The following is a 20,904-nucleotide window of genomic DNA, read 5'->3' on the forward strand; positions in this document are numbered from 1 at the left end:
TGTTTTTTAGTGTGTCAGGACTTTTTTTGTGGAGAACCTGTCATATTCATTTAATAAATGGTCAAGCTCCTGGCTGTATTGAATGACTGTTGATGAGCTGAATCCGTATAACGACGCAATGTGGATCAATTCAGCGCGTTTCTTCTCAATGAGTATCATTAATTCTTGTTTTGACACGGCTGATATTCCTTTCTGTCAGATAGTAAGGATCTATGTCGAATTAACTATAATTATGTAAAATGATTGAAAAAAATAGAAAAAATTGTTATATCTATATCCAGTATAAGCTATTTTTAGATAGAATACAAAAGAATTTAGTTTCATAAAACATTTAAAACAATATATTTAGCAACATAACTATATTAATAGTGAAAAGTTGGAATGTTCACAGGTTATCTATTATCTTTGCCATGAAGATTTGTTAGAATAAAGACGAATCGTTCAAATACAGGAGTTGTTGACATGTCAGATGTGAATGTTTTTATTGCTCTCGGAGCCGGATTTTTAAGTTTTATTTCACCATGCTGCCTGCCTTTGTACCCGGCCTTTCTTTCATACATAACAGGCATGTCCGTCGGCGAGATTAAAAGCGAAAATGCCATGTTGCAAAGACGCAGTTTACTACATACACTGTTTTTCCTGATTGGGTTTTCGAGTATTTTCATTGCTTTAGGATTCGGAACCTCCTTTTTCATTGGCCGCTTCTTTACCCAGTACCAGGATTTGATCCGCCAGATCGGTGCGATCTTCATGGTGATTTTCGGTTTAATGATTGTTGGAATCTTTAAACCGGAATGGATGATGAAGGACCGCAGATTTGAGTTTAAGAGCCGGCCATCCGGCTACCTGGGCTCTGTACTGATCGGAATCGCTTTTGCGGCCGGCTGGACACCATGTACAGGGCCGATTTTAGGCGCAGTATTGGGGCTTGCAAGTTCTAACCCTGGATCTGCAATACCTTACATGTTTGCTTATACACTCGGGTTTGCGATTCCGTTTTTCATCCTGTCATTCTTTGTTGGCAAAATGAAGTGGATCCGGAAGCACAACTTAAAGATCATGAAAATTGGCGGTTATTTAATGATTGTAATGGGCATCATATTGTTTTTTAACTGGATGACAAAAATTATTGAGCTGTTTTCAATGTTGACCGGGGGTTTTACCGGTTTTTAAATAATCGGGAACCTTACAATCATTCGGGAGCATCCGTCGTTTTCTGACTGTTAAAAACATTTTTATTGAGAAATTTGGTACTTTTTCTTCAAAATAAGAAAATTGTCGGATAGTTTAATTTGAAATTTTTACAAAAATTTAGTTATATTGTAATGAAAGGGTTTTTTAAGACCTAATTTTACAATAGAACCATGAGCGTTCGTTGTGATGATCAGGGAGGATACAGCGATGGCCAGAGTATTGATAGTTGATGACGCAAAGTTTATGAGAATCACGTTGAGCAACATACTGAAGAAAGCGAATCATGATATCGTCGGAGAAGCTGAAACCGGCATCGAGGCTGTCCGCTTATATCGAGAGTTAAAACCTGATTTAGTTACAATGGATATCACAATGCCGGAAATGAGCGGACTTCAAGCGGTAAAGGAAATCAAACGCGATTATCCTGATGCGAAAATCATCATGTGTTCAGCCATGGGCCAGCAAAAAATGGTCGTCGAGGCTATTGAAGCCGGGGCGAAGGATTTTATCGTCAAACCTTTTGATGACAGTCATGTTTTGGATTCGATTACCAGAGTCATAGGTTAGATGACAAACCAATTTAGATGCCACTTCCACAGCTATAGGTGAGGCGGCTGCCATGCATTGGATTCGATCTGTAGAACATAGATTTGGATAGCCATTTGAGAGAAATCTTGAATGGCTTTATTTATGATGATATCTGCCTGCTTTATACGGTATAATGGTAGTGTAAATTTCAACCAAGAAGGATGTATTTTATGAACTACGCTCTGGCTTCAACACTGGTGGCGATCGGCATGGCTGTTTTGGTACTGTTCATCCGAATGAAAGCCGCAAAAAAACCGGCAACAGCAAAAAAAATCATTTTGCCGCCCATCTTTATGAGCACCGGTGCCCTCATGTTCCTCTTTCCTGCCTTTCGGGTCACCTTTCTCGAAGTGATCGAAGCTCTATCAGTCGGAATGCTCTTTTCTATCCTGTTAATTAAAACATCAAAATTCGAAATCCGCGATAAAGACATTTATTTAAAAAGGTCAAAGGCCTTTATCTTCATCTTAATAGGCTTGCTTCTAGTGAGGATCATCGGCAAACTAGTGCTAAGCACGTCCATCGACGTCGGAGAGCTTAGCGGAATGTTTTGGATCCTAGCGTTCGGCATGATCGTCCCATGGCGGATCGCCATGTACAGGCAGTACCGCAAGCTGTATAACGAACTAAACGGGCCAACTGATACCAAAATGGCATAGGAAATCCCCGGTTCATATGTGGTGGACCGGGGATTTTACCGTTAGTCGTAAATTGTTGATTTTATGGTTCATATTTTGGTCTGAAGCTGTTTATTAGATGGAGGCACCGGAATATTAGCCGGAGGTGCTGATTTATTAGCCAGGTTTTATCATTTATTAGCCGGATTTTAAAGTTTATTAGCCAAAGTAGGACTTTTATTCGCCACTGCGTTTATTTCTCCATTTAAAAAACAAAAACTGCCTGTGGGCAGTTTAGAAAAGATGTTCATATCGTTCCATGCTAATGCTGCTGTCGGTCAGCTTTTTTCTTAAAAATTTGTGGTCACGCTTGGGAGTGGCAAGAATATACCCTCGGATTACCAGATCCTCGGTAATCCGGGACGCTTTTTCTTTAAGGGCCAGCTCACCGATTTTCCCGGCAATCTTGTGACGGGCGACATCCCTAAATAATTCAGGGACAGGGGTGACAAGATCTTCAAGAAACTCTTTCTGGTCCTTACGCCAGAGATGCCTCGTTTGATTGACGTAATATTCTTCCCAATCCATATCAGACTTTCCGTCCTGCTTAGGCAGCTTCTTCAAAAATTTCCGGAACATAAAGAACCCGCCGATCGCAAACAAACCGACCAGGATAACCACCCAGGCCAGGATAAACCATAAAAACCATCCTTCAAGCATCATAATGCTCACCCACATAACATATTATCTGTTTTTATTATAGTATTGTGCCAATTATGTGACAAGCAAAGTATTTAAGCCAGAGAAGTTGTAATCCAGTTCATGAATCAAGTATAATAGACCTTGTTCCAAAATGGGGCTGAATGGGGTACTGGTGTCCCCCACGGTCTTCAAAACCGCTTGTGACCTGCGTGCCAGGTCAGGTGGGTTCGATTCCCACGCAGTCCCGCCATAAACTCAACAATAATAAGGGTTTAGCAAACTTATAACTTTTGAAGACTTAAATACCCCACACGTACAACCCACACGTATTTTGGGTTAAAAATACGCGAGTACGTCGGGGACCGAAAACGGAATACGTTAGTACCAAAACGCTTCTTTATCGTGTTCAACTATCACATGGAGGGAGCGTTTTTTGTATGGAAAAAAGATTATTTAACACCAGGAAACCAATAAGGAAAGGCCGCCGTGTCCAGGAAAGAAAGGTTAATTTGGACCTAACATTGGTCGAAATGTTTGAGAGGTTCCTAACAGTTAAGAAATCAGAAGCACTAGCTGAACGCACAATTAGTGATTACGAAATACATTTCGGATACTTCTACGATTTCATAGAAGGGGATATTTCTGCGAATGAAGTAACTATCCATCTGTTACGCGAATACATGTCTTACATGATCCATGAAAAAGGGTTGAAGCCGATGACAGTCAATCTTAGAGTAAGAACGTTACGAGCCTTTATGCGCTTCTGCTATACGGAGGGATATATCCAGGAACCTTTTCATGAAAAGTTCAAGCCTATTAAGGTTCCGGAAGATACCATACAGGCATTAACTCCCGGTGAAGTGAAAATTTTGTTATCAGTTATAGATGAGCAGTATTATGCATCTTACCGCGATAAAACAATGATACTTATTCTTCTTGATACAATGGTCCGTATTTCAGAATTACTCGAAATAAAGAGGGATAATGTTGATTTGAAGACAGGTTTTATTCAACTAGAAGAAGAAAAGACGAAAACCAGAAAATCCAGGATTGTGCCTTTGTCGTCAAAATCGATCAAGGTCTTATCGGAGTATCTTACGGAAACAGAAGATTTCCGGTCTAATCTCTTGTTTTTAACGAATGATGGAAGGAAGCTTACGGCAAATACCTTTAGAAGAAATATGATGGAATATGGTGAGAGGGCGCAGATTAAGAATAAGAGGGTGTCTCCCCACACTTTACGTCACACTGGTGCCTTGTTTTATATCATGAATGGGGGTGATCCTTTCAGCTTGCAGAAGATATTAGGACATAGTGACATGAGTATGGTAAGGAAATACATTCAGATGACTAATAGCGATGTAAAACGACAGCATAATTCGTTTAGCCCATTAAACCGACTTAAATAAATTAGAATAACTGGGGGATGGATGACACCATCTCCCTCTTTTGGTTTTTAATATAAAAAATTAGCGATTTTAGACTTTTAGTCAGCTACTACTTCTCTTATGTCATATCGATCAAATTTTAATATAGTTCCAGATTTATTAGATTGTACATCAAACTTTTCATGGATAGTTCTAAAGTGAACCTCGTATGTTTCTTGGTCGTTGTCTATTTCAAAGAATGAAATTAATCTCAAGTCTTGCTGATCTACGACTGCCAAATCAGCTAAATTTTCTCGTAATTTTCCAACATCCAAACAAGCCACTTCTATTGAACGGAATGATCCATTATACCTATTTTTTATTTTTGAAGCTGTCATCTTCACTAGATCCCACGAAGCACTTTGTCCCATAGCGATTAAAAAGCCTTCCCAAAAGTCACTTGCACCTCTTTCGAAGGTATTTCTTGTTTTAGATAGTAATTGGAACTCTATCCCTTCTTCCTGAAGGAAATTGCTAATATCTTCATAATCGCCTGGAGCATATCGAGCATAAATGAATTTATCATAATTTTTTTCATTGTATTTGTTAATTTTTAAATCATGTCTTTGGAATTGCTGGAGGAATTCAAGAATGAAATCGATATTAAATTTGTCATCTTCTTGTTCCTCACCAAGAAGAAGATATACATCTACATAATGATTATTTTCAAACGAGTTGATTTCTACTTTGATGCCATCACCTTTTTTTTGCATGATTTCATCAATGAGTTTTGATTCTAACTGTTGAATATCGATATCAACTTCATAAACCGCTGAAAATCGAATATCGCGGCCTATTTCGTGAATCCCCTTTTCTTCATTTACTCCAAAGTAAACATCAATAATGTTGATCTGGGCTACATTCATTTCTGCTCATCTCCTTGTTAAAAACATTGTTCTTTCACATTGTTATTATAGCAGAATTTACACATGATTTATCTTAATATTCTGTTTTATCGGAATTTTTGTTCGGGTATATAATCAGCACCAATCCATTTTAAATACCTAGAATGGATTATGTGCCAGTTATTGTGAGTGGAGGGGTTCAAGGATATTTCAAACAATCGAAGAAATAATTTCGTAAAATACCGCCCGTTAATAATTACGATCTATTCTGGACTATATTTTTCATGGTCTTGTAATCGTTTGAAATAGAGCTTTCTGAAGCTTGTGGAGGGCTTTGGAAGAGGTCTTATTCTGTTCTAGGTCATTACATACTCAAATCGATTCTATGGTCTCCTGGAGCCGTTGCGGACGTCGAAAATAGGTTATATTAAGGACCTTTGTAAAACGTGTTAGAAGGCTTGTAATTAAGCTAAATTCCATCCAGTAGCTATTTATTTACGTTATAATTACCTAGAACTATAAAATAGCAGGGTTAGAGCTTTCAGGAGCTTAATTGCTCCGTTAATAATAATATGGTTCGTTATCATTTTCATTGAAAAACTATTAATCCTTAAAGTCTTTATCGATCCTTCAAAAGTTCTAATCATTCTGCTTCATCAACTAATCAGCGATGAACGATCTTTCTTTTGTTCATTTCTTTTTCACTCATTATTCGTTAATCAAGCGATCATCAACGCTCATCGATCAACCTTCATCAATCGTTCTTCGTTGCTCACTCATCACTCATCGTTTGCGAGCGATTGTTCACTGCTTCATACATAATTATGTATTGTATATTCATGAATAGTTAACATAATCATACTTATTGGAAGTTAATTACTTGCATAAGTGTTGATGTAATGGGGATTCACAAACTGACTAATTTCAGGGAATATGCAGGATTTTATACGAAGGTTGATATATCAATGTTTGCAGAGGTTTTAAGAGATTGTGAATTGGTGATTTTTGTATAAATAAATGAGCTGATTTCAAGACAATTTCATATAGTATAGATTATCTGAAATAGCGTTAAACGTTTTTGAAGTTATCTTACCACAGGTTTCAGGGGGGGCGAAGATATAAAAACAACTTTCCCGGAATTTTAGGGTTAATCCTATTTAATTAACAGCCAAGAGGGAAGTTAGCATCTCATGTTAGTACCTGGTAATAAAAATGGTATATCACCGATTTAAACCAATGACTTATCACAATTGTTATACAGTTACATATCCCTCATTCACTCCCTTCTTAGATTATAGATCACTTACTTCTCCATAATGCTCGAAATGGCACTCGATAACCACTCGAATAAAGGTATCGAGAAAAACTTCCAAAAGATATAAAAACTATCAGGAGTAAATCGCAAAAATGTAAGACATGTTGTCAATAATGAACAATATCTAATGGTCTAGGAGCTCTTCAGTTTTTACGGATGCTTCTTTTTTTATTTGTGAGAAAAATGTTCGGCTGAACAGTATTAATGGTTTATAGAAAGAAGGCACAAAGGAGGACAAAAGAAATGGCAAAGTACGGCTTCGACAATGATCCAAAAGAAAAGCGGATCATCGGGCTTATTTATTACTTGCATTTTGATCTTAATTTTAGTTACCAAGAGATCACAAGAATATTAGATAAGCTCAATATCAAAACGCGAGCAGGAAAGAGTTTTCAGAAGTCGCGGATTCAATTTATTATCGATGATCCGGAATACAAAAATGATAAATTTTTAAGACAGGAAACTTTAGAAAGGGTGATCGAACTTAAGAAGGTCAAAAAAGATGGACTTAATTTAGATAATCTTAAAGAAGCATTCAGCATTTAGTGGGTGAACATCAAGCATTAGGGCAGGAATAAGGGCTTACCAAATTTAAAGGAAAGGGACGGATCGATAATGATAATACAGTCAAAGAAAGGGACAACCAAAAATGAACTTTCAAAACATGGAGACATTCAGAACAAATGGAACAAAACATAAAGAACAAGAAGATCCTTTTATTAAAGCTCATCATGAGCTAATGGCAAAAAGGTCAGAAATTAATAATACTTCTTTTGTTCAACCGCAAAAAAATAAACCGAAAGAGACTACTTTAGGTGCTGATCCATATATAACTTCTTTAAACCATAATACTGATCCTATAAACGATCTTATCATCAGTGAAAATCAGAATCAAATGAGCAGGGATACGATAGCGAATGACAGCCGGGGCCAAGATACGGAGATCGTAAGCTTAATCAAGAAATACGATCCGGACCTTCAACAATTGTCTCTGGATCACTGGAAGCAAGAGATCATTGAACAAGAAAAGTCGTTCCAGGCCGAGGTGAACGAAGAAGGATCAGAACAAGGAATCCGGGATTCCAAAGAAAAAGTCAAGGAATTGCAGCCAGGAGTGACAGAAATAGAAGAAACAGTGTGCATCACAGAAGCTAAGGAATTTGATGTACCCAAGGAACTAGAAGTACCTAATGAATCAGAAGTGCCTAAGGGAGATTTTTCTAACGAAGAAAAAGAAAAGACCATCAAACAAAAGATGGCTGAACATGCTAAGAAATTTTACGAACACAAGAAAAAGGGCCTGAAAAATGCAGAACAAAAGGGAAATGGAGTTGGTTATTTGATTCTCTTTAATGGTATTGAGGATATTTTATTGGATAGGGCAATTAATAATGCTTGTTTAAGATTCTATATTTTCTTACTGAAAAATATGGACCATGAAAAAGGTTACTTATTCCACTCTAATAAGAAACTTGCAGAAATGTATGGAGTAAGTGAAAGACAAGTTAAAAACTACTTAAAAGAATTATCGGAACATGGGTTGATTGAAAGGCTGATCAGGAATGACAACAGTGCAATTACTTTAATTAAACCTATAGAACACAGAAGCAAAAGGTAAATAAGGTACCTAAGGTATTTGAGGTTCCTAAGGCCGGGTATCTGTTGTTCCTAAGGTTGGGAACTCCAGGTACCTCCTATCTAGAATCACTTATCTAGAATCACTTATCTATATATGCGCGTAATAAATCACGCGCTAAATTTAAACGGAGGCAATGGAAAAATGAACAAATTAGCGTTAACTCAAAATAACTTTATTGGACTTTTGGAAGTCGTGAATCTTTCTGACCAGTTGGAAGAAGTCGGAGAAGATTATCATCTACTGTTGGACGAAATGATTGGTACAAGGGTTGAGTCTTTTGCCTTGACGTACAATATAGAGCATTTGATTGATATCGAACACTATATTGCAATGGAAGAGTATCTTGTGGAAATGGCTAACAAGGTTATTGAGAAGGAAATCAAGCTTGAGGAAGCTGTTAATAAAATTCATGCAGCATTATTAAGATTTACGGTGGAATTAGTGAAGCTAGAGGATAATGCTGATTTAATGAACTGGTCTAATGAAGTACGAGCAGATCTTGTTGAACATTAATAAATTTCCGAAAGCCTTTGCCAGGAGGAAAAGGGGTTGAAGGACCAGAAGAGTTTGAAGTTTCCGGGATTAAAAAGTCTACTTTAACCTAATCACCCCCTTCTTTCATCCTGGAAATGGCTGTCTGTTCCAATCATGACCAACATTACAATTAAAGGAGATTGTAAGATAATGAAAAACTTAAGAGACAAATTCAAGCAGTTCGAACCATCGGAAGACAGTGAAGAGCAAACGAGATCAAGATTCAGGCCGGAAAATCAGCACTCAATTAAAGGTCATTTTGTAAGTTACCTTTATGTCTATACAACTGATAAAGGAATCACTCTTAAAGAGCTAGCAAACAAATTCAAAATAACCGTAAAGGACGTTCGATATCACTATAAACAGAATAAAGACAAATTAGAAGAGCGCGGAATTTTCTTTGATGAAAAGAAGAAAGAATTTTACAGGAAGGAATGGAAATTTAAAAATTCTGTTACTGGTCGATTTGAGACGGTTCGAGTATGATAACACGCGGTTAAAAATATAAAAACAAATTATAAAAACGATGAGAAAAAAGTGTTCGAAATTGAAACTAATGTTAATAGAGAACAGGGAGAGATGAGCGCCTTCCTTTCTCTGCTTGTTCAAATTCATGGGACCACTCCTTCCAAAAAACAATGGTCCCAAAACCGTCTCCTATCTGATTGTATTATCATTGTTTGGTTTGGGTACCAGGGATCTAATGGTCCCTCACTTTTTTTGAACTCAAACATATAAAAACAACTTTTAAAAGTTAACGGAATAGATGTGAAGTGAAGGAGCTTTCAAAATGATAGCATTCATTTCTGAAGATAAAATATTGATAGCTCTAATTCTCGCAATTGTCCCTGGGACACAGTTAGGACTAGTGAGTGGCCAGAGGGTGAGAGGGCAGATCATAATAACTTACGAGATTCATTATGATGAGCAGCAAGATATTTATGTTCAGGAAACTATACAGGCATTTAAAGAAGGATCGTTAAAAGTTGATGCACAAATCTTGATCAGTAAATACAAGTATGTAGATTCAATCGCAAGAGCTCGAATCAATAAGTTTAAAAGTGAGAAGTAATACAACTCAAAGAGAGGAGTTGAAGAAGCCAATGAGAGGGCGAGAAGTTGCGTCCAAATACGAATATAAACTCGATAAACATGAAGGGCTTACCCTATTCGCGCTTATACTGTATGTCCTTCTGTAATCGAGAAGGGGAGATAGTAAATGAATAAACACACTGAAAACGCCATTAAGAGAAAAAGAAAAATGGCAAAGTTAGTCGCACAAATAGTAATTGCGAATAAACTCTTACTAAATCAAGACACAGAATCTACAGAAATCAGACACGCGTTAGGAATGAGTTACCAGAATTTTAATTTTTACTTAAGAGATCCGTTCTTAATAAATGAGTTACGTTATTACGGAATCCAGGTTAAGAAAGGGAAATACCGGAACTATTTCTTTATACAAGAAAGTGAGCTTAAAATGAAAATCCAATTCAACTTGAAAGGATTGAATAATCATGAACTATGAACTAGGGGTATCAGGACCTTTTATGAAATTCACCATGAAGGAAATCAACGAAAAAGCCAAAGCTAGAATGAATCGCCAGTCTAATAATGTATTAGAAACTAAGTATGGTTCAACAGAGTACAACTACCTGGAAGGTTTGGTAGATTCGAGCGAAAGAGCATCCGGACCTGTAAGTAACCGTCAAACAAAATCATTCTTAGATGGGCTGGATGTCATGGATAAGAAACTCGAAAGAAACAGGCAGGAAGAAGAGAAGCATAGGCAAGAAATGAGAAGACTTTTGGGTGATGATTATAAAAGTCCATCAGAGACATACGAGGAACTGAAAGAAAATACAGAATGGCTTAAAGGCTTATAAATAACTAAAAATCGAAGGAGACGACTGAAATGAAAAAGATGTATTGCGAGTATATGGAGTGGAACTTCAATCGCGGGGACAAAGTACCCATAAAAAATATCGCTAAAGGATTAGCGAACTGGATGCGTGAACATAAAGAGGACTACAACGGTAAATGGGAAAACTTAGATTTAGTTGCGGATTTAAACAAAAATTTATACTGTTTCCTTCAAGAGACCACTCTTAGGATAGTTGATTTAAGAAGAATAGCTAAAGATCGTGACTATATGAAAACTTTTAAAACTGAACTAGAATCACTGAATATTAAGGTTGAAGGTCGTTATGGAAAAATAAGCCTGTATGACTTAGATGTTCACGGTGATGAAATCAAAGAAAAAGAGTTATCTGTAATTAACGAATTCATCAACTATGTTAAGAGTAACAAAGAAGTTAGACTGAATATCCTTCAACCTGTTGTTACTTATCATGGGACAACAATATCTTATGAAGTTGGGTTTGGAGTATCAACGTTGAAGTTTGCGGAGTTGCTGGAAAAGTACAATGATATGATAATCGAACATGGTATCAAAATTTTTACTAGGGAGTTACCCGAATTAAAGACTTATTGTTACAATAAATAATCTTGGATAAGGGATTCACCAAAAAATTTAACTTTGAAAGGATGGTGAAAAGCACCCCCTTTTTACGTTACTACTTATAGCAATGATTTTGGTGAATACCGTAATCTGGTTAATATATAGCTTTTAATCACAATAAACTCAAAAACATATTATTCCGATTAGGCCACCCTTCCGAGTCGGAACGCCGATGATACCCGGTCCTTATTTGGATCGGGTTTTATTTTTGCCTATTTTTATATTCTTTTTGGAAATGCTCCTTAATGATATCGTCCTTAAGAGCGATCACTGGATAGGCGTGTTGTTCGTTAATCCATCTGACAAATTGCCTTTTTAAGATATTTATTAAATCCTCTTCGCCCTCTCCTATAAATTTGTAGGTCCATTGCTCTTTTGTGTACTTCCTCCTAGCCATAAAAATCACTTCCTTCAAAGATTTGACCCAATTGTACAAAATCTTTTTTATAACCTTCAATATTAATCTATTACGAAATTTTCTCTCAGATTAGTTAATATTGATAATTTCCAAAACCCAACATTTTATGCTAAAATATACCAAAAGATTTCATTTGGGGTGGGGAAGCGAATGACGGATAGGGACCAGCTTCTCACAGACATCAATGAAGAGATTTTAAGTGAAGAAGAAGATCAACAAGAAGATCAAAAAGATGAGGAAAAGGAAGCGGAAAAAAGAAAAAAAGCGGAAGCCTTATGGATTGATGTTCAACAAGGAAATACGAAACATTTAATTACAAAAGTAGCATCTATTTTGAATAAGTACCCTGAAACCAGAAATTCAGATGTTGCCTTAATGGTCAAATTTTGGCAAGTATTTGAGGGACATAAAGGTAGCTTCGTAAGTCTTAATAAATTGTTTAGATTAGAGAGATTAACCTCAATTACACGATCAAGGGCTAAGATACAAAATGAATATGGTCTTTTTTTAGCTGATGAAAAGGTTAGGAGATATAGAAGAAGTCAAGAGGAAGCGCAAAAAGAATATCAAATTGCAACTAAAGTGGCAAAAATGACAGTTTTGCTATTGTAGGCAGCATTTGGGTACTTGCCGGTGAGGGGGCTTTAAGTAGTGATATAGTCAATTGGACGCAAGATAGAAAACAAGAAGATGAAACATGTCCAGATGAGTTCCATTTCAATAAAATTAAAAATAATGGAACGAACTTACAAGTCTATAAGGATTTTATAGATTTTGTAGTTGCTAATGGACACATGATTGGATTTAGGGCCATTGCTGTTAATAAGACAAAGATTAGCAAGCCTATCGATACAATTATTACCGAATTGTTTTATCAATTGGTCCGAACCGGCGTAGAGTACGAAAGAAACACAGGACGAATTAATTTACCAAAACAGATAACTTATATTAAAGATGCAGAAGAAGGCGAAAGTGCGCTGAGATTAACACAAATTGAGCAATTACTAGTGGATAACTTTAAAATTCACTATGATGGAGAGTTGAAGTTAAACGCTTTCTTTTCATTGGATTCAAAAATGAATAGATTTATACAAATAGCAGACTTATTTACTGGCGCTATTAATAGAAAACTTAATCATCTAAGAAACAACCCAGACTCAATGAATTCTAAAGACGAATTTGCTAATTATGTTTATGAGCTGTTTAATATTGAAGAGAGGACGTATGAAACTCAACAACTTTCAGAAATAGATGGATCTGAATCTTCTGACCTTGCTACCTTGTATATCTTTGATTAAGGTTTAAACCAAGTGGATGTTGTTTGACATAGATAATTTAATTAGATTTGATATCCTTTCCCTGCTTTTCGTGGCAGGGGCTTTTTAATATTCACAATCCTGTATCGTATTCGAGCAGGTTATGGTTCTTCAAAGGATTATTTCTCCTTACGTACTCCTTTGAATGGAGTTCCATCACTTTTTACATTAATAAATCTACCGTCTTCTCCACGTTTTACCCAGGTATCCGTTTTAGGATTATAAGTCTGTGAGCGATCCTTTACTGCTCCAATACGGTTACCATCACCAGTATTTCTGGCCAAGCGTATCAACCCCTTTGTTTTATCGGTTTTGCATAATAACTACATATTCGTGTAATAGGGTATTATTTCCTGCTGAATTTGTCCTATTTAGGTTGGAATTAAAGGGAAAATAAGATTCTTGTCGAAATACAGATTGAAGGGAGATGTTATGATGAATAATATCGTTAAGAGTACAAATTATTGCGATGTATTAAAAGAAGCAAAGATTGTATCTGAAGATATTACACCTGTAATTGAATTGATCAGAGTTAAGGATCTAGATAGAGAGGAAATACGCTTTGCCTATTATAAAAAGGATAAAAACGGCCGTACGATTTTAGTTCCTAGACCGTTAGATTTAGAGAGCCATGATCTTTTAATGCTATTAAAAGAAGCTATAAAAGAAAATATTTTTAATGACGATTTTAAAAGAGAACTAAAATTGTTATTATAAGCATCTTATAGGTGCTTTTTTTTGTTTATTTATACTGGTTCAATTAGTGCCAGGTAGCACTATAATAACAATTACCAAACACCAACTCTTCCTAAATAAATGGAAGTCTATTACAATAGTAATGTTAGACATAAAAGAAGGAGTGTTTTTACTTGGCAACAACAGCAAATGTAGGCTTTGAAGAAAAGTTATGGTTAATGGCTGATAAATTAAGGGGAAGTATGGATTCCTCTGAATATAAGCATGTTGTATTAGGATTATTATTCTTGAAATATGTTTCTGATGCGTTTGAAGAAAAACATATGGAACTATCAGAGGATGAGTGGGCTGATCCGGAAGATAAGGATGAATATGAAGCAGAGAACATTTTCTGGGTGCCAAAAGAAGCTCGTTGGAGCTACATAAAGGACAATGCTAAAAAGCCTGAAATTGGTCAGATTATAGATAATGCAATGCTGGCTATTGAGAAGGAAAACACTTCTCTTCGAGGTGTGCTGCCAAAGGATTATGCAAGACCATCACTTGATAAAACTCGCCTTGGCGAGACAATAGATCTTTTCTCATTTAATGTAGGAGATAAAGAAAGTCGCTCACAAGACGTTTTAGGCCGCGTTTACGAGTATTTCTTAAGTAAATTTGCAAGTGCAGAAGGAAAGAACGGTGGGGAGTTCTATACACCATCTTCTGTTGTAAAGTTACTTGTAGAGATGGTTGAGCCGTATAAAGGGAGAATTTATGACCCTTGCTGTGGTTCAGGCGGCATGTTCGTTCAATCTGAAAAATTTGTGGAAGAACACCAAGGGAAACTAGGTGATATTGCTGTTTATGGTCAGGAATCTAATCCTACAACATGGCGCCTAGCGAAAATGAATTTAGCTATCCGGGGTATAGACAGTAATTTAGGCGATCAAAATGCTGACACTTTCCATAATGATTTGCATAAAGGCTTAAAAGCGGATTATATACTTGCTAATCCTCCTTTTAATGTTAGTGATTGGGGCGGAGATAGGTTAAGAGAAGATCCCCGGTGGGCTTATGGAGTTCCCCCTGTAGGGAATGCTAACTATGCATGGATTCAACATATGGTTTCAAAACTTTCTCCTAGTGGTACCGCTGGTTTTGTACTTGCAAATGGATCGATGTCTACAAGTAATTTAAGTGAATTAGAAATTCGTAAAAATTTAGTAAATCAAGACCTTGTGGAATGTATTGTTACCCTTCCTGGACAATTGTTTTATTCAACGCAAATACCTGTTTCCTTATGGTTCTTGACTAGAAACAAAGCAGCGGTGGGTCAACGTGAAAGAAAAGGGGAAGTCTTATTTATAGACGCTAGAAAGCTTGGATTTATGGCTGATCGTACTCATAAAGAGCTTGCGGAAGAAGATATTAAAAAAGTTTCTGATACTTATCATGCTTGGCGTGGAACTAGGGATCAAAATTATGAAGATATTTTAGGCTTCTGCAAAGCTACAACACTTCAAGAAATAAAAGAGCATGAGTATATCCTAACTCCAGGGCGTTATGTAGGTCTTGAAGTAGAGATAGAAGATGATGAGCCATATGAAGATAAAATGAATAGACTAACTAGTGAACTGGCAGAGCAGTTTGCAAAGTCAAAAACTTTAGAGGATAAAATTCGCGACGTATTAAAGGGGATTGGTTATGAATTCTGAGTGGAAACAAATAACCATTGAATCTAGCAAAATTGAATTAATAGACGGTGATAGAGGTAAGAATTATCCCAAAAAAAATGAAATGTTTGAGAAAGGCCATACCTTATTTTTAAATAATAAAAATATAATTAATGACTATTTAGATGTAAGTACTGGAGAGTATATATCTGTAGAGAAAGATAAGGTGTTAAGAAAAGGAAAGTTGCAAAGAAACGATATTGTTTTAAGTACTAGAGGTAGTGTTGGGAATGTAGGCTACTTCCATAAATATATTCCATTTGATAATATTCGCATTAATTCAGGCATGGTCATTATTAGAAATTTAGATGAGGATATCAACACAAATTTTTTATATCATCTATTAAAAAGTCCAAGTTCTAAAAAACAGTATCAAGAGCTAATGAGTGGCTCAGTTCAAAATCAATTACCCATTAGAGATTTAAAAAAGCTGAAGTTGAATATTCCCCCTTTACACATTCAAGAAAAGATAGCCGAAGTCATTGACTCAATTGAATCGAAAATAAATTTAAATAAACATATACTCGCAAATATTGAACAACTAACACAAACGCTTTTCAATCGTTGGTTTTTTGAATTTGAGTTTCCAAACGAAAACGGGGAACCGTATAAATCTAGTGGTGGAGAACTAGTGGAAAGTGAGTTTGGTCTTATCCCAAAGGGATGGATGATTAAAGAGCTTGGACAGATACTGGATTTGGATTATGGGAAACCTTTAAAAAAGGAAAACCGTGAAAATGGTAAATATCCTGTATATGGATCGAACGGAATGGTGGATTACCATAAAGAATTTTTGGTAAAGGGACCTGGAATTATCGTAGGAAGAAAAGGAAATCCTGGGACGGTTAATTTTGAGATTTCAGATTTTTATCCTATAGATACTACTTTTTATGTAACAAAAAAAGATCAGAGATGTAGTTGGGTTTTTCTTTACCTTCTTTTACTTAATCAAAATCTACCTAGCTTAAGTGCTGATTCAGCAGTTCCTGGATTAAATCGTAATGTGGCATATAAGAATAAAGTAATCATTCCGGATATGGATATAATAGATCAATTTGATAAAATAACTTCCCCGATATTTGAAAGGAAATATAACTTAAAGGAAGAAACTTTAGTACTTGAATCCATAAGAAATTCTCTACTACCAAAACTCCTTTCTGGAGAAATTGATATCCCAATTGAAAGTGAGGAAGAAGTGCATGTTCAAGTTTAATGAGGATGAATTAGAACAAGCAACTTTGGATTGGTTTCAAGAGTTAGGGTATGAAGTTGCTTATGGACCGGATCTTTCTCCAGGTGGGGACTCGGTTGAACGTGAAGATTTTTCAACAGTAATGCTAGAGGGGCGTCTTTCGGATGCCCTTTCAAGGATAAATGAGGGAGTATCTATCCAGGCAATAGAAGAAGCCGTAAGAAAAATTATCATTCCCCAACATCCAAACCTCTTACTGAACAACAAAGCCTTTCACAAAATGCTAACTGACGGTGTAGATGTTGAAGTGAGGGAAGCAGATGGACGCAATGCTACAAAGAAACTATGGATATTTGACTTTGAGACTCCGGAAAATAACGATTTTCTGGTAGTTAATCAATTTAGTATTCAAGAAGGTTCAACGAACAAAAGACCTGATGTAGTTGTATTCGTTAACGGTCTTCCGCTTGTTGTGTTTGAATTAAAGAGTTCTACTGATGAAAATGTTGGAATATCGCAAGCATACAACCAATTGCAAACCTACAAAAATACCATTCCATCCCTTTTTCAATATAATGCTTTCATGGTTATTAGTGATGGTTTAAATGCTAGAGCCGGTACCTTAACCTCTAATGAAGAACGTTTCATGATGTGGCGCACTATAGACGGTACTTCAATTGCTCCAAATGCTATACCGCAGCTAGAAGTCCTCATAAAGGGAATGTTCGAACCTAAAATACTAATAGATATTATCCGGAATTTTGTATTGTTCCAGATTAATGGTGAACGTGTAATAAAAATACTAGGTGCCTACCATCAATATCACGCAGTTAATAAAGCAGTTGAAGAAGCTAAACGTGCTGCTTCAGAAGATGGAGATCGTAAAATAGGAGTTATCTGGCATACACAAGGATCAGGTAAGAGTTTATCAATGGTTTTCTATACAGGGAAACTGGTTCAAGAAATGAATAACCCTACTATTGTTGTTCTTACCGACCGAAATGACCTAGACGATCAACTCCACAATACCTTTAGCCAATCAACTGATTTATTGCGTCAAACTCCCAAACAAGCTGAGGATAAAAAGCATTTGAAGGAACTACTTTCTGTTGAATCTGGTGGTATCATCTTCACAACAATGCAGAAATTTGGACCGGAAGATGGCGAGGAAACAATTGATACTCTTACGGATAGGCGTAATGTAATCGTTATCGCAGACGAGGCTCATCGCTCCCAATATGGATTCCAGGCCCAAGTTCAGAAAAATAAATCTGAAGCTAATGTAAAATACGGTTATGCAAAATATTTACGTGATGCATTACCAAACGCTTCATTCATTGGATTTACTGGAACACCGGTTGAGTTGTCTGATAAGAATACACCTGCTGTTTTCGGTAATTACATTGACATCTATGATATGACGCAAGCAGTAGAAGATGGAGCTACGGTTAAAATTTTCTATGAGAGCCGAATCATTAAATTAGATTTACCGGAAGATTTAAGTGTAGATGATGAGTACGATGACATTACCGAAAACCAGGAATTTGATGAACGCGAAAAGTTAAAATCAAAATGGAGTCGTTTAGAAGCGTTAGCAGGAGCACATGAGCGTGTTAAACGCCTTGCCAGAGATGTTGTTAATCATTGGGAAAATCGTGAAAGTGCTTTGTTTGGTAAAGGCATGATAGTCGTTATGTCTCGTCGGATAGCTATCGATCTGTACAAGGAGATCATCAAACTTAAGCCTGAATGGCATAATGATGACGACAAGGAAGGCGCTATTAAAATCGTTATGACTGGTTCTTCAAGTGATCCAGAGGATTGGCAACCATACATCGGAAATAAACGCAGACGCGAATTCTTAGCTAAACGTATGAAGGATAATAATGATCCTCTTAAACTAGTTATCGTTCGTGATATGTGGCTAACAGGTTTTGATGTTCCTTCTATGCATACCATGTACATCGATAAGCCTATGAAAGGCCACAATTTAATGCAGGCTATAGCGCGCGTAAACCGAGTATTTAGGGATAAACCGGGTGGTTTAGTGGTTGACTATATCGGGATTGCAGATAACCTTAAAGAAGCATTAAATCAATATACAGACAGCGATAAAGAAAATGCAGGAGTAGATACTTCTGTTGCAGTCGATATTTTGATTGAGAAGTATGAATTGATTCAAGAACTTCTATATGAACATGAATACACTAAGTTTCAATCAGACAAGCCGACAGATCGAATGAAGGCTATTATTGAAACTGTTGATTTTGTCATTGGACTTGGTGAAGAACGGAAGAAAGACTTCTTAAGACTTGTTACTGAACTAGGTAAGGCATTTGCATTATGTTCAACTGAAGAAGCAGCTCAAGAGTTAAATGCAGAGGTCGGTTTCTTTAAAGCAGTCAAGGCAGGGATCATTAAACTTCTTCCTGAAGAGAAGAAAAAGAAGACACAAGCTCAATTGGATGCTCAAATTAACCAACTGATATCTAAATCAATAATTTCAGAAGAAGTTGTTGATATATACGAATCACTTGGTTTGGATAAACCAGACCTTTCCATTCTCTCTGATGCTTTCTTGGCAGAAGTTAAAGCGCTACCTCAAAAGAACTTGGCAGTAGAGTTGCTAAATCGATTGTTAAATGGCAAAGTGAAACATATCCAACGTCGTAACCTTGTTCAAGCTAAAAAGTTCTCTGACTTATTAGAGGGAGCTATTCAGAAGTACAACAAGCGAACTATTGAGACGTCAAAGGTTATTGAGGAATTGATCGAGCTTGCAAAAGAGGTTAATGATGCTTTTCAACGTGGAGAAGAGAGTGGACTTTCTCAAGATGAGATTGCATTCTATGATGCCTTGTCTTCACATGAAACAGCTAAAGAGGTTATGGGTGATGATACCCTTAAAGTAATTGCCCACGAATTGACTAAAGCTATAAAGTCTAATATGAGTATTGATTGGAACTTAAGATCATCAGCAAGAGCCAAAATGAGGATTACTGTTAGAAGACTGTTAAAGAAGTATGGTTATCCACCTGATTTACAAAAAATTGCTGTTGAAACAGTAGTAGAACAGGCTGAATTAATGGCATCAAATTTATAAGGTCGTAGGGGAGGCAAGCTATTAAGCTTGTTTCTTTTTATTCACCTATTTGTCGGATACTGGAAATTATATTCTATTGTTCAAGTTTATAATTAAGGGTAGGTAAGAATTCATTTCCTTTGCTTCCTGTTTGGTTAAGGCCTACCATAACTTACTTGTGCCGGGATCAATACTAGATTGATAGATAGATGGTAAAATGATTCCAGGTGATGATATGTTTATTTCCCCGATGCTCCTGCACAAAAGTGAGGAAGCATTCAACGATGACAACTATATATCTGAATTGAAGCTCGACGGTATCAGGCTGATTTATTCCAATATTGACGGGCCGAAATTATATACAAGACATAATAACGATGTTACACGGAAATTCCCGGAACTCCTGGACCTGCCGATCCCGAAAGGAACGATCCTGGACGGTGAATTGATCATGACCGATGATCAAGGGCATCCTGATTTTGAGAAGGTCATGGACCGTTTTTCAGTTTCCAACTCTACCAAAATCGAACTACTATCCAATGCTGATCCTGTTCAATTCTGTACATTTGATATTCTGTATCATGAAGATGAACCAGTCATGAAACTTCCTTTATGGGAAAGAAAAGAAATTCTTGATTCTTTATTCGAAAACACGGATAGGATTTCAAAGACGGTTTGGTTTGAAGGCAAGGGAGTCGAGCTGTTTAATATCGTAAAAGAAAAGGGTTTGGAAGGTATAGTTTTGAAGGATGCAGATTCACCGTATCACGCCAACAAGCGATCCCACTCCTGGCTTAAGGTAATCAACTATCAGTACACGGATGTCTTCATAACCGGGATGAAGAAGAAGGAGTTCGGTTGGCTCTTGGGAGTGGAGGATCATGGAAGGATCAAACACATGGGGGTCATGGAATTCGTCGCTCCTGAAGCCAGGAAGGAAGTATATCGGAAATCCAGGACACTTGCAGTCGACGAGAATAAGGATTTCATTTATTTCCGACCCGAACTGAAATGCAAGGTCAAGTTTAGAAACTATACGAAAGCTGGGTTGCTCCGGATACCATCGTTCATAGAGTTCCAATATTAGCATCGAGCCTAGAAGA

The 20,904-nt window shown here is 36.7% G+C and carries 24 protein-coding genes and 1 tRNA gene; 20 read left to right on the plus strand and 5 right to left on the minus strand.

All coding sequences use genetic code 11. The features are described from left to right. Positions 1-6: 6 nt before the first annotated feature. A complete protein-coding gene (locus CVD19_RS16225) occupies positions 7-177 on the minus strand; it encodes an aspartyl-phosphate phosphatase Spo0E family protein (protein ID WP_101583334.1) in 171 nt (56 codons plus the stop codon). 285 nt (positions 178-462) lie between these two features. On the opposite strand from CVD19_RS16225, the gene CVD19_RS16230 reads away from it, so the two are divergent. From CVD19_RS16230 to CVD19_RS16240, 3 genes are all read left to right on the plus strand, one after another. Beyond that, positions 463-1,173, plus strand: coding sequence for a cytochrome c biogenesis CcdA family protein (locus CVD19_RS16230; RefSeq protein WP_101583336.1), 711 nt, complete (start codon positions 463-465; stop codon positions 1,171-1,173). A 228-nt stretch (positions 1,174-1,401) separates the two neighbouring features. Beyond that, positions 1,402-1,761, plus strand: a complete 360-nt coding sequence (locus CVD19_RS16235; RefSeq protein WP_101583339.1) for a response regulator — start codon at positions 1,402-1,404, stop codon at positions 1,759-1,761. A gap of 191 nt (positions 1,762-1,952) precedes the next feature. Continuing rightward, positions 1,953-2,441 (plus strand): CcdC family protein, encoded by a 489-nt coding sequence (locus CVD19_RS16240; RefSeq protein ID WP_101583341.1) that lies wholly within the window; start codon positions 1,953-1,955, stop codon positions 2,439-2,441. 252 nt (positions 2,442-2,693) lie between these two features. On the opposite strand, the gene CVD19_RS16245 is transcribed toward CVD19_RS16240, so the two are convergent. Then, positions 2,694-3,119: a DUF2621 domain-containing protein gene (locus CVD19_RS16245; protein WP_101583343.1), complete on the minus strand. Its 426-nt coding sequence runs from the start codon at positions 3,117-3,119 to the stop codon at positions 2,694-2,696. Positions 3,120-3,254: 135 nt separating this feature from the next. Between CVD19_RS16245 and CVD19_RS24880 the strand changes: the two genes are divergently transcribed. Both CVD19_RS24880 and CVD19_RS16250 read left to right on the plus strand, forming a co-directional pair. Further along, a tRNA-Sec gene (locus CVD19_RS24880) sits at positions 3,255-3,351 on the plus strand. A gap of 187 nt (positions 3,352-3,538) precedes the next feature. Next, positions 3,539-4,510, plus strand: coding sequence for a tyrosine-type recombinase/integrase (locus CVD19_RS16250; RefSeq protein ID WP_101583346.1), 972 nt, complete (start codon positions 3,539-3,541; stop codon positions 4,508-4,510). Between the two features lie 77 nt (positions 4,511-4,587). Here the strand turns inward: CVD19_RS16250 and CVD19_RS16255 are convergent, their stop codons facing one another. Further along, complete coding sequence (locus tag CVD19_RS16255; RefSeq protein WP_101583348.1) at positions 4,588-5,394, minus strand: hypothetical protein; 807 nt, start codon at positions 5,392-5,394, stop codon at positions 4,588-4,590. Between the two features lie 1,537 nt (positions 5,395-6,931). Between CVD19_RS16255 and CVD19_RS16260 the strand changes: the two genes are divergently transcribed. The 8 genes from CVD19_RS16260 to CVD19_RS16295 all read left to right on the plus strand — a co-directional run bounded on the left by CVD19_RS16260 (position 6,932) and on the right by CVD19_RS16295 (position 11,367). Then, positions 6,932-7,234 carry a recombinase family protein gene (locus CVD19_RS16260; RefSeq protein ID WP_180953666.1) on the plus strand — a complete coding sequence of 101 codons (303 nt, stop codon included), beginning with the start codon at positions 6,932-6,934 and terminating at the stop codon, positions 7,232-7,234. Between the two features lie 103 nt (positions 7,235-7,337). Beyond that, complete coding sequence (locus tag CVD19_RS16265) at positions 7,338-8,306, plus strand: helix-turn-helix domain-containing protein (protein WP_101583354.1); 969 nt, start codon at positions 7,338-7,340, stop codon at positions 8,304-8,306. Positions 8,307-8,468: 162 nt separating this feature from the next. Then, entirely contained in the window at positions 8,469-8,840 is a 372-nt protein-coding gene (locus tag CVD19_RS16270; RefSeq protein WP_101583357.1) for a hypothetical protein, read from the plus strand. Between the two features lie 171 nt (positions 8,841-9,011). Beyond that, on the plus strand, positions 9,012-9,347 hold the full coding sequence (locus CVD19_RS16275; protein ID WP_101583360.1) for a hypothetical protein: 336 nt from the start codon (positions 9,012-9,014) through the stop codon (positions 9,345-9,347). Between the two features lie 304 nt (positions 9,348-9,651). Beyond that, entirely contained in the window at positions 9,652-9,933 is a 282-nt protein-coding gene (locus CVD19_RS16280) for a hypothetical protein (protein ID WP_101583362.1), read from the plus strand. Positions 9,934-10,080: 147 nt separating this feature from the next. Then, complete coding sequence (locus tag CVD19_RS16285; RefSeq protein ID WP_101583364.1) at positions 10,081-10,389, plus strand: hypothetical protein; 309 nt, start codon at positions 10,081-10,083, stop codon at positions 10,387-10,389. Next, a complete protein-coding gene (locus CVD19_RS16290) occupies positions 10,379-10,747 on the plus strand; it encodes a hypothetical protein (protein WP_101583367.1) in 369 nt (122 codons plus the stop codon). Before CVD19_RS16285 ends, CVD19_RS16290 begins: the two co-directional genes overlap by 11 nt. Before the next feature lie 29 nt (positions 10,748-10,776). Next, positions 10,777-11,367 (plus strand): hypothetical protein, encoded by a 591-nt coding sequence (locus CVD19_RS16295; protein ID WP_101583369.1) that lies wholly within the window; start codon positions 10,777-10,779, stop codon positions 11,365-11,367. A gap of 217 nt (positions 11,368-11,584) precedes the next feature. On the opposite strand, the gene CVD19_RS16300 is transcribed toward CVD19_RS16295, so the two are convergent. Next, complete coding sequence (locus CVD19_RS16300) at positions 11,585-11,779, minus strand: hypothetical protein (RefSeq protein WP_101583371.1); 195 nt, start codon at positions 11,777-11,779, stop codon at positions 11,585-11,587. A gap of 171 nt (positions 11,780-11,950) precedes the next feature. Here CVD19_RS16300 and CVD19_RS16305 point away from each other — a divergent pair, with 171 nt between their 5' ends. Together CVD19_RS16305 and CVD19_RS16310 are read left to right on the plus strand one after the other, a co-directional pair. Then, complete coding sequence (locus CVD19_RS16305; protein WP_101583375.1) at positions 11,951-12,412, plus strand: hypothetical protein; 462 nt, start codon at positions 11,951-11,953, stop codon at positions 12,410-12,412. A 182-nt stretch (positions 12,413-12,594) separates the two neighbouring features. Next, on the plus strand, positions 12,595-13,098 hold the full coding sequence (locus CVD19_RS16310; RefSeq protein WP_180953667.1) for a DUF3800 domain-containing protein: 504 nt from the start codon (positions 12,595-12,597) through the stop codon (positions 13,096-13,098). Positions 13,099-13,235: 137 nt separating this feature from the next. Here the strand turns inward: CVD19_RS16310 and CVD19_RS24885 are convergent, their stop codons facing one another. Further along, positions 13,236-13,400: a hypothetical protein gene (locus CVD19_RS24885; protein ID WP_180953668.1), complete on the minus strand. Its 165-nt coding sequence runs from the start codon at positions 13,398-13,400 to the stop codon at positions 13,236-13,238. Between the two features lie 151 nt (positions 13,401-13,551). On the opposite strand from CVD19_RS24885, the gene CVD19_RS16315 reads away from it, so the two are divergent. The 5 genes from CVD19_RS16315 (at position 13,552) to CVD19_RS16335 (ending at position 20,888) form a co-directional block, all read left to right on the plus strand. Then, positions 13,552-13,833, plus strand: coding sequence for a hypothetical protein (locus CVD19_RS16315; protein WP_101583379.1), 282 nt, complete (start codon positions 13,552-13,554; stop codon positions 13,831-13,833). Positions 13,834-13,985: 152 nt separating this feature from the next. Then, positions 13,986-15,509, plus strand: a complete 1,524-nt coding sequence (locus CVD19_RS16320; protein ID WP_257985169.1) for a class I SAM-dependent DNA methyltransferase — start codon at positions 13,986-13,988, stop codon at positions 15,507-15,509. Continuing rightward, on the plus strand, positions 15,499-16,740 hold the full coding sequence (locus CVD19_RS16325) for a restriction endonuclease subunit S (protein ID WP_101583381.1): 1,242 nt from the start codon (positions 15,499-15,501) through the stop codon (positions 16,738-16,740). Before CVD19_RS16320 ends, CVD19_RS16325 begins: the two co-directional genes overlap by 11 nt. Then, a complete protein-coding gene (locus CVD19_RS16330; protein ID WP_101583383.1) occupies positions 16,727-19,822 on the plus strand; it encodes a type I restriction endonuclease subunit R in 3,096 nt (1,031 codons plus the stop codon). Before CVD19_RS16325 ends, CVD19_RS16330 begins: the two co-directional genes overlap by 14 nt. A 214-nt stretch (positions 19,823-20,036) precedes the next feature. Next, complete coding sequence (locus CVD19_RS16335; RefSeq protein ID WP_101583484.1) at positions 20,037-20,888, plus strand: ATP-dependent DNA ligase; 852 nt, start codon at positions 20,037-20,039, stop codon at positions 20,886-20,888. Positions 20,889-20,904 lie beyond the last annotated feature (16 nt).

Origin of the sequence: Bacillus sp. T33-2, from assembly GCF_002860205.1 — a bacterium.
Classification (GTDB): domain Bacteria; phylum Bacillota; class Bacilli; order Bacillales; family Cytobacillaceae; genus T33-2.